This window comes from Thalassospira lohafexi (assembly GCF_002844275.1).
GTDB lineage: Bacteria > Pseudomonadota > Alphaproteobacteria > Rhodospirillales > Thalassospiraceae > Thalassospira > Thalassospira lohafexi.
This window is the reverse complement of sequence record NZ_NXGX01000003.1, coordinates 242,475-255,673: the sequence shown is the minus strand read 5'-3', so window position 1 is coordinate 255,673 and position 13,199 is coordinate 242,475. Positions and strand designations below refer to the sequence as shown.

Annotated in this window: 12 protein-coding genes; 2 read left to right on the top strand and 10 right to left on the bottom strand. The window is 55.6% G+C overall.

What is annotated here, in order from left to right; translation table 11 throughout:
- From COO92_RS08115 to COO92_RS08080, 8 genes are all read right to left on the bottom strand, one after another.
- A complete protein-coding gene (locus COO92_RS08115) occupies nt 1-948 on the bottom strand; it encodes an alpha-E domain-containing protein (RefSeq protein ID WP_101301281.1) in 948 nt (315 codons plus the stop codon).
- An 18-nt stretch (nt 949-966) separates the two neighbouring features.
- Nucleotides 967-2,370: a circularly permuted type 2 ATP-grasp protein gene (locus COO92_RS08110; protein ID WP_101301279.1), complete on the bottom strand. Its 1,404-nt coding sequence runs from the start codon at nt 2,368-2,370 to the stop codon at nt 967-969.
- 174 nt (nt 2,371-2,544) lie between these two features.
- Nucleotides 2,545-3,306, bottom strand: coding sequence for a precorrin-4 C(11)-methyltransferase (gene cobM / locus COO92_RS08105; RefSeq protein ID WP_101301278.1), 762 nt, complete (start codon nt 3,304-3,306; stop codon nt 2,545-2,547).
- On the bottom strand, nt 3,306-5,246 hold the full coding sequence (gene cobJ / locus COO92_RS08100; RefSeq protein ID WP_338063609.1) for a precorrin-3B C(17)-methyltransferase: 1,941 nt from the start codon (nt 5,244-5,246) through the stop codon (nt 3,306-3,308). Before cobJ ends, cobM begins: the two co-directional genes overlap by 1 nt.
- Nucleotides 5,243-5,989: a precorrin-2 C(20)-methyltransferase gene (gene cobI / locus COO92_RS08095; RefSeq protein ID WP_022733776.1), complete on the bottom strand. Its 747-nt coding sequence runs from the start codon at nt 5,987-5,989 to the stop codon at nt 5,243-5,245. The genes cobJ and cobI overlap by 4 nt, the downstream gene beginning before the upstream one ends.
- The gene (gene cbiE / locus COO92_RS08090; RefSeq protein WP_101301275.1) at nt 5,986-7,239 is read right to left on the bottom strand and encodes a precorrin-6y C5,15-methyltransferase (decarboxylating) subunit CbiE; all 1,254 of its coding nucleotides are present in this window, start codon (nt 7,237-7,239) and stop codon (nt 5,986-5,988) included. The genes cobI and cbiE overlap by 4 nt, the downstream gene beginning before the upstream one ends.
- Nucleotides 7,236-7,919: a precorrin-8X methylmutase gene (locus COO92_RS08085; protein WP_101301273.1), complete on the bottom strand. Its 684-nt coding sequence runs from the start codon at nt 7,917-7,919 to the stop codon at nt 7,236-7,238. Before COO92_RS08085 ends, cbiE begins: the two co-directional genes overlap by 4 nt.
- A gap of 32 nt (nt 7,920-7,951) precedes the next feature.
- Nucleotides 7,952-8,962, bottom strand: coding sequence for a sirohydrochlorin chelatase (locus COO92_RS08080; RefSeq protein WP_101301272.1), 1,011 nt, complete (start codon nt 8,960-8,962; stop codon nt 7,952-7,954).
- Nucleotides 8,963-9,394: 432 nt separating this feature from the next.
- On the opposite strand from COO92_RS08080, the gene cbiB reads away from it, so the two are divergent.
- Both cbiB and COO92_RS08070 read left to right on the top strand, forming a co-directional pair.
- A complete protein-coding gene (gene cbiB / locus COO92_RS08075) occupies nt 9,395-10,411 on the top strand; it encodes an adenosylcobinamide-phosphate synthase CbiB (protein WP_101301738.1) in 1,017 nt (338 codons plus the stop codon).
- Nucleotides 10,408-11,010, top strand: a complete 603-nt coding sequence (locus COO92_RS08070; protein WP_101301270.1) for a nucleotidyltransferase family protein — start codon at nt 10,408-10,410, stop codon at nt 11,008-11,010. The genes cbiB and COO92_RS08070 overlap by 4 nt, the downstream gene beginning before the upstream one ends.
- 2 nt (nt 11,011-11,012) lie before the next feature.
- On the opposite strand, the gene rfaE1 is transcribed toward COO92_RS08070, so the two are convergent.
- A complete protein-coding gene (rfaE1, locus tag COO92_RS08065; protein ID WP_101301268.1) occupies nt 11,013-12,485 on the bottom strand; it encodes a D-glycero-beta-D-manno-heptose-7-phosphate kinase in 1,473 nt (490 codons plus the stop codon).
- Nucleotides 12,486-12,526: 41 nt separating this feature from the next.
- A complete protein-coding gene (locus COO92_RS08060; protein ID WP_101301266.1) occupies nt 12,527-13,111 on the bottom strand; it encodes a D-sedoheptulose 7-phosphate isomerase in 585 nt (194 codons plus the stop codon).
- Between the last annotated feature and the right edge of the window lie 88 nt (nt 13,112-13,199).

Sequence of the window (13,199 nt, the reverse complement as noted above, 5' to 3'; positions counted from 1 at the left end):
TTACTGTCCCCCGAAATGGTAGGTTTCGGCAATTGCCGCCGAAAGTGCGCGGTTACGCCCTTGAAAATCACTGAGAAAACCGTGCAACCCGGTCGAGAAGATTTCTTCCATGTCGCTTTGGGTCAGCATTGAATACATCTCGACCGACTGCCCATGAACCGGGTGGCGTTGCCCGTAATGACGGGCCAGCCTTTCAAGGTGCTGGGTAATTTGTTCGGCACAATGGGCCAGCGAACGCGGGCTGAACGGATTAAGGATCAGGAAATGCGCAATGCGATAGGGCGAATAATCATCGCGATACACCCAGTGAAAGGCGCGCAATGACGATGCGGCACGAAGGACCGTGGTCCATTGATAGTTATCAACCCCGTCGCCAACCATGCTGGTTTCAGGGAGTAGAACGTAATATTTAACATCCAGAAGACGCGCGGTGTTATCAGCCCGCTCGATAAAGGTGCCCAGACGGATAAAGTCATAGCCGTCATTGCGCAAAATGGTGGAATCTGTTGATCCACGGAAAAGCGCACCCTGCTTTTTCACCCAGTCGATAAACTCGGGAAGTTCGTTCTTGGCCAGATTGTGCATTGATGGGCGGCGAAGCTCCATCAATGAACTGTTGAGAGCATCCCACATTTCGGCGGTAATGGCTGTACGCATGGCGCGCGCACTGGCCCTTGCGGCTTCAAAGCAATTAATGATCGATGACGGGTTTTCCCGGCTAAAGATCAGGAAATTGGCAACCTCTTCCTGGCGCAGCGGCGCGTTGGGATCGTATCCCGCATGGCAGCCCGACGCCGACAAAACCGATTCCCATTCAGATCGATTGCCATCACCGACCGCAGGCATCAGCGCCATGCGATAGCCCATTTCCATCAGACGGGCCATATTCTCAGCCCGTTCAACATATCTCGACAACCAGAAAAGGTTGTCAGCAGTACGACTAAGCATCTCTAAACCCCCTTTTCCTTAATCGGTCATGATCCATGTATCCTTGACCCCGCCACCCTGTGACGAGTTCACAACAAGCGACCCTTCGCGCATGGCAACCCGGGTCAATCCCCCCGGTGCGAGACGAATGTTGTCGCCAACAAGACAAAATGGCCTGAAATCGACATGACGTGGTGCAATGCCGCTTTCAACAAATGTCGGGCAGGCAGACAACGCAAGGGTTGGCTGGGCAATGAAGTCGCCCGGATCGGCCTTGATGCGTTCGGCATAGGCAACCTGTTCTTCCTTGGTCGATGCCGGGCCAACCAGCATGCCATAGCCGCCTGACCCGTGGACTTCCTTGACCACCAGTTCACCAAGGTTTTCAAGCACGTATTTCAGATCATCAGGCTTGCCGCATTTCCACGTCGGCACGTTATTAAGGATCGGTTCCTGACCAAGGTAAAAGCGGATCATATCGGGGACATAGGTATAGATCGCCTTGTCATCAGCAACACCCGCTCCGGGTGCCGAACAAATGGCAACCCCGCCCGATCGATACACATTCATCAGGCCCGGCACACCCAGTACTGAATCGGGGCGGAAACAAAGTGGATCGATATAGGCATCGTCAATGCGGCGATAAATCACATCAACCCGTTCCGGCCCGCGTGTGGTGCGCATGTAAACACGGCCGTCGGACACAAACAAATCCTGTCCTTCGACCAGTTCGACACCCATTTGGTCGGCCAGGAAGGAATGCTCATAATACGCGCTGTTCATTGCACCGGGGGTCAGGACCACAATATTGGGATCGCGATCACATTTGTCGGGTGCAATGCTTTTGAGCGTCTTGAGCAACATGTCGGGATAGCTTTCGACCGGCTCGATCCGAAGGCTTTTGAACAGATCCGGGAACATGCGCATCATGATCTCGCGGTTCTCGAGCATATACGACACACCAGATGGTGTGCGGCAGTTGTCTTCAAGAACGTAAAAATCTTCTGGCCCGGTGCGCACAATATCGACACCGACAATATGGCTATAAACCTTACGCGGTGGATCAATGCCAATCACGGCGGGCTCAAACGCCGCATTTTTGAAAACCAGATCGGCCGGAACGATCCCGGCCTTGATGATTTCCGCATTATGATAGACGTCATACAAAAATGTGTTGAGCGCGCGCGCGCGCTGTTTGACACCGCGTTCAAGCTTACGCCATTCGCCAGCGGTAAAAATACGCGGGATCAAATCAAAGGGTATGAGCCGTTCGGGATCGCCGCCTTCGCCGTAAACGGCAAATGTAATCCCGATCTTGCGGAACAGAGTTTCGGCTTCGAGGCGCTTTTGTTCAAGAACCTCGGGGCCGCTTGCTTCCATCCATTCAACCAACGCGCGATAAGGTTCGCGAATCTGGTCGTCCATCTTCATCTCATTGAACATGCACTCTTCCCTTAGTTACCTTTTGATTAAAGGCGTCCGGGCAAGGGGCGGTCAAGGATGTTCACGGTTGAAATGACATATTTTTCAGCAAATTGTTGGTTCTGCGCAAAAAATAAACTTCGTGCTTGGGTGCTTTGTGCAAAAAACGGGCGGACATGTGCCCGCCCGGATTTCTTATGCCTTGGCCGGGCGTAGAACATGCGTGTGGTCTGCGGCGTAAAGTCGGGAGTCGGTAAAGTCTTTTCGCCCGAAAACGTCACCCACCATGATCAGGGCGGTACGGGTAATGCCGCTGCCTTTGACCTTGGCACGGATATCGCCAAGCGTGCCAAAGATATATTGCTGATCAGGCCATGTCGCACGATAGGCAATCACCACTGGGCAGTCCGCGCCGTAATGCGGCGTCAGGTCCCGCACGACATTGACCAGATTGTTGATCGACAAATGCACCGCCAGTGTTGCGCGCGATTTGCCAAGTTCCGAGAGACTTTCGCCGTCTGGCATGCTTGATGACCGCATGGCGGTGCGCGTCAGGATCACGGTTTGCGAAATATCGGGCAGGGTCAGCTCTGCCCCGATTTCGGCTGCGACGGCCGCATAGGCCGAAACGCCCGGCGTAATATCATAGGCAATGCCAAGATCATCCAGTCGGCGGATCTGTTCGGCGATTGCACCATAAATCGACGGATCGCCCGAATGAACACGCGCAACATCCTGGCCCTTGGCGTGGGCCGCTTCGATTTCGGCAATGATTTCATCAAGATGCATCGATGCGGTATCAACCACGCGCGCACCTTCCGGGGCCGATGTGACGATTTCTTCGGGCACCAGCGACCCGGCATACAGACACACCGGGCATTTTTCGATCAGCCGCAAACCACGTACCGTGATCAGGTCCGGGGCGCCGGGGCCAGCGCCAATAAAATGAACGGTCATTATTCTGCCTTGTCGTTTTTGGATGTGGACGTGCTGCTTGAAACCGGGGCATTGGCAGCATCCGGGCCCTTTTTGGCGTAGCCGCGCGGGGTATAGACCCATTGGTTTTCGCCGCGCGTGATATGGCGGCTGTTGCTGGACCCGATCAGAACTGTGGTCAGCATATCGACCATATCGACTTCTAGTTTCGAAAGCGGAACGACCGTAATTTCCTCATCCGGGCGGCCCAGTTGACGGCCCAGAACCACGGGCGTATCCGCATTGCGGTGGTCGAGCAGGATATCGCGCGCCTTGGCCAGCAAATCGCGGCGACGTTTGGATACCGGGTTATAGAATGCAATCACAAAGTCGCCCTCGGCAGCGGCCTTAAGACGGCGCAGGATATCGTCGCGCGGGGTCAGAAGGTCCGATAGCGAAATCGCACAGAAATCATGGCCCAGCGGTGCCCCGATCCGCGATGCCGCTGCCTGAAGGGCGGAAATCCCCGGTGACACCTGAACTGCAACCCGGTTCCAGTCACTGCGGTCTTCGCGATCAAGCAATTCAAACACCAATGTTGCCAGCGCATAAATCCCGGCATCGCCCGACCCGATCAGTGCGACGTCCTTGCCGGTTGCGGCGAGTTCAAGCGCATGGCGTGCGCGGGCTTCTTCGGCACCCAAATCGGAATGATGGCAATCCTTGCCGTCAATCAGCGGGCCCAGAAGATCAAGATACATCTGATAGCCAACAATATCGGATGCGCGGCCAATCAGGTCGGAGGCTTCCGGGCTGCGCCAGCCGGTTTGACCCGGCCCAATGCCGACAATCGAAAGCTTGCCCTGGGCTTTGCCCACGGTTTCAGGTGTGATGTCATCTTGTGACAAGGCAACCGCACAGGTCGCGCGTTTGGTTTTGTGTTTGGGAACGATCAGTTTGCCATTTGGACCAACGGTCGCAAGCGCGGCACCCTCGGCAACACCATGACAGCCGGTTTCGGCAAAGACCACATCAGACGGGGTGACAAGCCGGTCTGCCTCAGCCTCAAGCGTTTGCGCATCAAAGAACCGGGCCGGGACACCAAGGCGGCGGGCCAGTTCATGGACGCACGCCTCGTCGGCCTTAAGATCAATCGAGGTGACACAGGCAATTGCCTTGACGCTCAGACACTGCCCGGCCAGCGTTTCCGTGACAAGATCATACAAGTCATCAATTGGACAGCCGCGCTCACATCCAACACCCAGCGCAAGGACCGGCGGGTGATATGTAATGGCGGTATCTGATACATCACTGATCGCGTCATCATCGGCACCTTCGCGTGCGGTTGCCGTGATCAGGATGGTGCCGTCCTCAGACTGAGGAAGGGTACTGTTGGTCAGCCATGCGCCGGACCCAGCCTCAATCTCAAGACGCGCGGATGCACCGGCCAAAAGGGCGGCGGTCGCGGGCTTGATCGTTTCAGGCGTGCCGAGTTTCCACCCCTTGGGCGGCTCATCAAGGGCCAGACCCAGCATGGCATCGCCCGGTGTTGTGATGGCCGCAATGCCACCAAGGCGGTCTGCCAAATCGCGCGCCAGCCGGTTACCGCCATGATGTCCGCCCAAAAGCGGGATAAAGGTTTTACCGGCTTCATCAACGGCAAGCACGGCGGCATCTTGCCACTTTCCGGCCAGAAGCGGTGCGAGTGCGCGGATCAGAATGCCCGATGCACAGACGCCAATGATCACATGATCGGATGAAAATGTTCGTTGCAGATGCGCAATGGTATCGTCAAAGGCGACATCGACATCCTTGGTCGAAACCCGGGTGCGCAGACCATGAACTGACGCGCCCTGCAGGCTGGCGGCAATGCGTTTTGCCATCGGAAGGGCACGCTGTGTGAGGCAAATCACCGCAATCGGGGCAATCGGATGGGTCGGCAAGGCCGGTACCGGAGTGTTTGAGCTGTTATGAGCAGTCATCGCCATGCGTCTCCGCGACGGTGGATCAGGATCATCGAAAAATACGGGGCTGTGGCATCGGCTGGAAGATCGGCCAATGGCACCATTTTCTGGCTATCAAGGGTGGCGCGTTCGATATAGCGCGCCCGATCCGTCAGGCCCAGCTCATTAATCACATCGCGGACTTTGGTAAAATGACGGCCAAGCTTGATGATTGCGGCGGCATCGGTATTGCCAAGCTGCGTGCGCAGGCGGTCTTTATCCAGTGGTCCGGGGATGACTTGTAAAACGTCATTCTTGGCGGCAAGCGGGGCGCCAAGCTGTGCGGCACAGGCCATCATCGAACTGACACCGGGGACAGTTTCAACCGAATGCCCGGCATCGGCCAGACGGCCATACAGATACATGAAACTGCCGTAGAAGAACGGATCGCCTTCGCATAAAACCGCGACAGTTTTACCCGCCGCCAGATGCTGGCCAATTTCAAGCGCAGCCGCGTCATAGATCGGATCAGCCGGTTTGCCCATTTCGATGCGAATGGCAATTTCGGTGCGGCCTTTTGGGATGTGCGTATCGACGATTTGCCGGGCAAGACTAACGCCATCTTCAAGGGCGGGATAGGCAATCACATCGGCCTTTTGCAGGATGTTATAGGCTTTTAACGTGATCAGATCGGGCTCCCCCGGACCGATGCCAAGACCATAAGCCGTTCCGGTGACCGGATGGCTTTGGGGGCTTGCGGATAATGGTTCCGCACGGTTCATGCTTTTACTCCGACATAGTGGGTGACGGGGGCAAGGTTGCTCCAGCCCTTAAAATTGCCACGCGGGACCAGTCGGGATACCGACAGTCGCGACAGCGTGCCACCCATTTTATTATAGAAACGTAATAATTTTTCTTCGCCTTCCAGCGTCACCGTATTGGCGACCAGCCGTCCGTGTACTGGCAAGACATCCCAGCATTTCTCAAGCAGGCCGTCATGGGTAATGCCCCCACCAATGAAAATGGCATCAGGAACGGGAAGGCGATCTGCGAACAGAAGGGCTTCTTCGATGGATTTTTCTTCAACCGCAATGCCCGGGACACCAAGGCGAATGGCATTTTTGCCGATCATCGCACAGCGTTCTGCGTCGCGCTCAATCGCGACTGCAACACCGCCCATACGCATCCATTCAATTGAAACCGATCCACATCCCGCCCCGATGTCCCACAATACCCCACCGTCAAACGGGGCCAATGATGACAATGTCTGCGCACGGATTTCCGATTTGGTGATCATGCCGTCATGGATAAAGGCATCATCAGGCAAGCCCGGTCCTTTGAGCAGCGGCCGGGCCTTTGGGCCAGCCTGAAGGTCAATCATGATCAGGTTTAACGGATCAACCGGTTTGACATCGGGCATCGAGGTTGCGGTGGACTGCCAAGTTTGGGCGGTCTGGGTGGTGATGCGTTCTTCTGATCCGCCAAGCCGTTCGCAAACCGTCATGCGGCTTTGATCAAATCCTGCCTCGCACAGCATCACCGCGACCAAGGCCGGGGTCGATCCATCGGCACTGAGCGCGATCAGCTTGCCGTGCGGGCGCAAATGCGACCGGATCCCTTCCGGGGCGCGGCCATGCAATGTAATCACGTCACAATCGGCCAACGCCCAGCCCAGCCGCGATGCCGCCAGTGAAATGCTTGATGGTGCCGGAATGGCATATATTGGTTCGGTCCCGAAATATTTAATCAGCGTATTGCCCACCCCGAAATACATCGGGTCACCACTGGCCAGAACCACCGGGTTTTGTTCAAGGCAATCCTCAATCATCGGAAGATTGGCTTCAAACGGGGTGATCCATTTGTTTTGGGTTGCGGTGTTGGTTCCGGGCAACATGGCAATATGGCGCGTACCGCCAAATATGATCCGGGCATTTTCAAGGATGCTGCGCGCCATGGGCGACAGGCCGTCATAGCCATCTTCGCCAATGCCGATCACCGTGATGCGGCCTTTTAACGGAGATTGTTCGTTCATGATGATACCCCTGCCGTGCGACCTGGGGTGCCATCCGGTGTTGCTCCGTCATCGCGGGCCAGCCGCGCCAGGGCATTTACGGTGGCGGCGGTCACAGCACTGCCGCCAAATCGCCCGCGCAGCGTGATGAACGGAACGTCTCCGGCATATTCAATCAGCGCATCCTTGCTTTCACGCGCCCCGACAAACCCGACGGGCATACCAATAATCGCGGCTGGTTTGGCCATGCGGCCATGATGAATGGCATCAAGCAGATGGAAAAGTGCTGTCGGCGCATTACCAATAGCAATTATTGCACCTTCGATATGATCGGCCCACGCCTCAACCGCGGCGGCGGAGCGGGTTGTGCCCATCTGACGGGCCAGCCCATGGGTATCGCCATCATTTAAGGTGCACAGAACCGGGTTTTCCGCCGGAAGCAGCCGCGAAATGATGCCATGCCGGACCATTTCCGCATCACAGAGGATCGGTTTGCGGTTCCGCAATGCATCGGTGGCATTGGCAATGACATCGCCGCCAAAGGCAATCTGATCGGCTATTTCGACCATGCCGCAGGCATGAATAATGCGTATGGCAACGGGCCGCTGATCATCTGAAAAGCGGGCAAGGTCGGCCTCGGCTTCGATGGTGGCAAAGCTTTTGGCATAGATTTCCTGCGGATCACGCAGATAGTCAAACATTGCCGCGCCTTTCAGGTGGTCGTGTCGACCGGTTATGAACCGGTCGATTTCGCGTCGTCATGGGCATGATCGTGGCTGTGCCCGTGATCATGATCATGGCTATGTCCATGACCGTGGTGGTGATGTCCGTGCCCGTGCCCATGACCGTGACCATGACCACCGTCCGTGCCGATCCCCATCACATGGTGATGATGGCCAACCTGCGGCGTGCCAACATCGCCTTCATAGCCAATGATCTGTTCGCGGTATTTGCACAGCTGGCAGTTCATGTTGTTATCGCCGGTATCGATCTCGGCCAACCGTTCGGCAAAACTTGCCAGCACCATCGGATGGTCTTTGAGGTACCCGGCCTTGATGAACTCGACATCGCCAAACTCGGCGGCAACTTCGTCGGTGTGGGTATAAATCCGGTCGATCAGAATGCCCGCAAACAGGAAATAGGGAAACACGACAACGCGTTTATAGCCCAGTTTCATCGCTTCGCGCAGACCGGCATTCACCCGCGGATGGGTGACGCCGGAATAGCTGATTTCGGTGCGGCCAAAACCAAGACCTTCTTGCAGCATCCGGGCGACTTTATAGACGTTCGAATTGGCATCCGGGTCGTTCGTGCCGCGACCAACAACCATCAAAAGCGTATCTTCGCGCGCGATGCTGTCGTCAGCCGTGGCAAGTGCTTCTTCGATGCGGTCTTTGGCGGCACTCAGCAATTTCGGATCAATCGCCAGATCGCGGCCAAATTTTACGTCGATATCTGGGTTTTCATTGGCGAAATTATTGACCTCGCTCGGCAGGTCATTTTTGACGTGACCAGCGGCAAACAGCATGCCCGGAAGCGCATAAATCTTCTTATGGCCCATGGCTTTGAGCTTTTCAAAGCCATCGCGCAGGATCGGGTGCGCAAATTCGAGAAAGCCGCTTTCGACATCGTAGTCGGCCAGATGGGTTTGTTTCATCGTTTCAACCATGGCGTTGAACTGTGAAACCGCGCGTTCGTCGCGCGAACCGTGACCGCAAATCATTACTGCGCCTTTGGGGGACATAAAAGGCTGCTCCTTTGTCTCTCTCTGATGGTGGTGCTGCGCGATGCGGTTTCGCAATCGCGGTACCCGAAGCCACCCCCGTTTTCACCGATTGGCCTGCGGAATGCAAGCGGCAGGTAACATAACATGTGCCGAAGATGGGTCGGTTGCGAAAAATACCAGTTATTGTGTGGCGAATGCATCGGCATGCCAAAGATGTTGTGTGTGCGAAATGCCTCTTGGGATTTATTTTACTTAAATTTGATACGAACAAGGCGCATCACGGGATCATCAAAATGACAGTGAGTTATAGTATGAAGAAAATTCATTTTGTATGAATTTCTTTTAGCAAGCTAAGCCAAATTTTGCAAATCGCGGTGTAGCTACAGGCCGTTATGATGCGAAAATCTCATTGTGATTGACGGTTTGCCTGTCACCGCGCACATTGCCGCCATGGATGCGTTTCTTACTGATTTTCTGATCCCAACGTCCGGATTTTCCGGCCCGCTTTTCACAATACTGGTGCTGGCACTGGTGTTGGATGCGATCTGTGGTGATTTTCCCTGGCTGTTTCGTCGGGTGCCCCATCCGGTTGTCTGGGTTGGGAACCTGATTGGCTGGTTCGAAAAACGCCTGAACCGGTCTGACCGCAGCAATATGGACCTGATCGTGCGCGGCACGATCACCAGCCTTGCGGTGATCGGTGCGGCGGGCCTGTTTGGGGCCGTTATTGCGCAGATTTCAGCCATCGGCGATGTTTTTTATGCGGCCGAGGTTTTCCTGCTGGCGGTTTTGATCGCACAAAAAGGACTGTATCAGCATGTTAAGGCAGTATCGGTCGCGCTGAAAAAGGATGGGCTTTCGGGCGGGCGTGCAGCGGTATCGATGATTGTCGGGCGCGATCCCGACACATTGGATGAGGCCGGGGTCAGCCGGGCTGCGATTGAAAGCTGTGCGGAAAACTTTTCCGATGGCGTGGTCGCCCCGCTGTTTTGGTATGTGCTCGGTGGGCCCATCGGGCTGTGTGCCTATAAGGCGATCAATACCCTTGATTCGATGATCGGTCACCGCAATGCCCGCTATTTGTATTTCGGTCGCTTTGCCGCCCGGCTTGATGATGTGGTTAATTTCATCCCGGCCCGTGTCGCCGGGGTGGTGATTTGTCTGGCCGCCGCACTGGGCTCAAAAACCAGTGGCCGGGCCGCATGGCACACATTGATGCGCGATGCCAAAAAACACAAATCCCCCAATGCTGGATGGCAGGAAGCTGCCTTTGCCGGGGCGCTCGGTCTATCGCTTGCCGGGCCGCGCCAGTATGGTGATGAGGTCGTTGATGATCCCTATATCGGGTCGGGCAGGCGCGATGCGTCGGCAGCTGATATCGACCGCGCTCTTTCGCTTTATACAATATCTTGCCTAATCAATGCGGCATGGCCGGTTGCGCTAAAGGCGCTTTGGGTTGTGCTATGAGTACCGGCGTCCCAGTCGATCAGGTTGCGAACGGGCAGACCTTCCTTGATCTGGTTTTGCGCAACCGGTTCAATCGCATCATTCTGGATCGGGTTTGTGATTTTGGGTTTGATGATTGGTGGCTGACCGCCGGGTGTCTGGCGCAATCGCTCTGGAATGTATCAACCAATCGTCCGGCGGAAAACGAAATAGCTGATTACGACCTATTTTATTACGATCCCGATACCAGTTGGGATGCCGAGGATAACGTCATTACCGCGATTGCCGAGCTGTTGTCAGACCTGCCAATCCGGATTGAAGTGCGCAATCAGGCCCGCGTGCCGATCTGGTATCGCCAAAAGTACGGCATTGAATATGGTGTTGTGAATGCCGCCAGTGACGGAATTGACCGGTTTGCCTATCGCACAACCGCCATCGGACTGCGCAAAGATGCCGACGGATATCGTCTGTATGCGCCGTTTGGGCTGGATGCGGTTTTAAGCGGCACGATTAGCCCCAACCCGGTCTTGCCGATCCGTCAGGTCTATGAGGCCAAAACCGCCAGATGGCAAAGCATCTGGCCGGATCTTCGCGTGATGCCGTGGCCGGATGACGCTTAAGGTCAGTCCTTGCCCTTGTTCATGCGTGCAATGGTCGATGTGGTTGAAAAACCGTCTTCCAGATTGGCCAAAACGACTTTGCCGCCATACCCCTGAACGATCTCGGCCCCGACCACCTTATCAATCGTGTAATCGGCCCCTTTGACCAGAATGTCGGGTTTGATCGCCGAAATCAGGTTAACCGGGGTGTCTTCACCAAAAATCACCACGCCACTGATGGTTTCAAGCGATCCCAGAACAGCCGCACGGGCCGCTTCGGACTGAACCGGGCGGGCTTCCCCCTTAAGCCGTTTGACCGATGCATCGGAATTAAGCCCGACAATCAGCCGGTCACAGGCCGCACGCGCCTGTTTGAGCAAGCTGAGATGACCGGGATGCAAAAGATCAAAGCAGCCATTGGTAAAGCCGACCTTATATCCCTTACGCCGCCAACGTTCCGCACGATCCACCATACGGTCAAGCGGCATCAGTTTGGCTTCCCCAATCATCAGGTCATGATGATGCAGGGCGGAAATCAGCTCATCGGGGTAGACAATCGCCGTGCCGATTTTACCAACCACGATGCCTGCCGCCACATTGGCAATGCGCGCCGCATCCGAAAGGCTCGATCCCGCCGCAATCGCCGCTGCAAGGCAGGCAACAACTGTATCCCCGGCCCCTGAGACATCAAAAACTTCGCGCGCTTCGGTCGGAAGATGAATGGCCTCACCGTCCTTGGTCACCAGTGTCATGCCGTCCTGGCTTCTGGTCAGAAGGACGTTATCAATGCCGCAATCGGTGATGATTTTGGTGGCGGCTGCAATGGCATCTTCGTCGCTGTTAACGGCAATGCCCGTGGCGGCCTGTGCTTCGGCGCGGTTTGGCGTCACAACCGTGGCCCCGCGATAGATGCTGTAATCGGTCCCTTTGGGGTCAACAATTACCGGCTTGCCTGCCGCACGGGCCGCATTGATTGCACTTGCGACAACATCCGGATGCAAGACACCCTTGCCATAGTCCGACAGAATGATCGCTTCGACGTCAGGGGACAGCTGACCGGCAAGGGCGGAAAGGTTGCTGATGGTATCTGCTGCAATGGGCGATGTGGTTTCGTTATCAGATCGTAATAATTGCTGTCCGCTGGCGATATAGCGGGTTTTGATCGTGGTCGGGCGGTTGCGTTCTGTCTGGATATAGGGTTCAACGCCGGCGTCATTGGCGACATATTCCATGACTTCGCGTCCGGGAAGGTCATCACCGACCAGGGATAAGAACTGCACAGCCGCCCCAAGGGCGGTGGCATTGCGCGCGACATTGCCCGCCCCGCCCAGCATCGCACTTTCGCGCTCGACCCGAATGATCGGGATCGGGGCTTCGGGGGAAATGCGGTTGACCGAGCCATAGACAAACCGATCGAGCATGACATCACCGATACACAGCACCTTGGCGTTGGTGAGTTGTTCAACCTGAAGGGCCAGATGGCTGAGATCGGTCATTTTTGATGTCTTTGCTGTGTCGTTATCGCGAAAGGGTCGAATTATTTCTTGGCCAGACCAAGGGTATGCTCAAGTGCGCCCACCAGCATCTGACCGATCTGAATGTGCATTTCCTGAATACGGGCGGTGGTATTGCTGGGCACAATCATGATTGGATCGCAAAGATCAACCATGTCGCCGCCGGTCTTGCCGGTCCAGCCGGTCGCAACCAGTCCCATCTCGCGCGCCTTGGCCAAGCCAAGATTGACGTTCTTGCTGTTGCCCGATGTCGAAATGCCAATCGCGACGTCATCAGGGTTGCCAAGTGCTTCAATCTGACGCGAAAACAAATGATCAAACCCGAAATCATTGCCGATTGCCGTCAATGTAGAGCTATCGGTCGTCAACGCAATCGCCGGAAGGGCACGGCGGTCATGAATATAGCGCACCGTAAATTCGGTCGCGATATGCTGCGCGTCCGCAGCTGATCCGCCATTGCCAAAAAACAGCAACTTGTTGCCGTCATTCAGGGCATCGGTGCAAATCTCGACCAACTCGATAAATGCATCGCGGGTTGCTTCGCGGGTCTTGTTGACCAGATCAAGATGCTCGTCAAATTCAGCATCGAAAAAGGCTTTGATATCCATTTTTTCCAAATCCTGAGATATGGGACTAGTGATGCTGGGCAATCAGCTTGTAGAAATGATGTGGCAATGAATGCCAAATCGGGCTGAA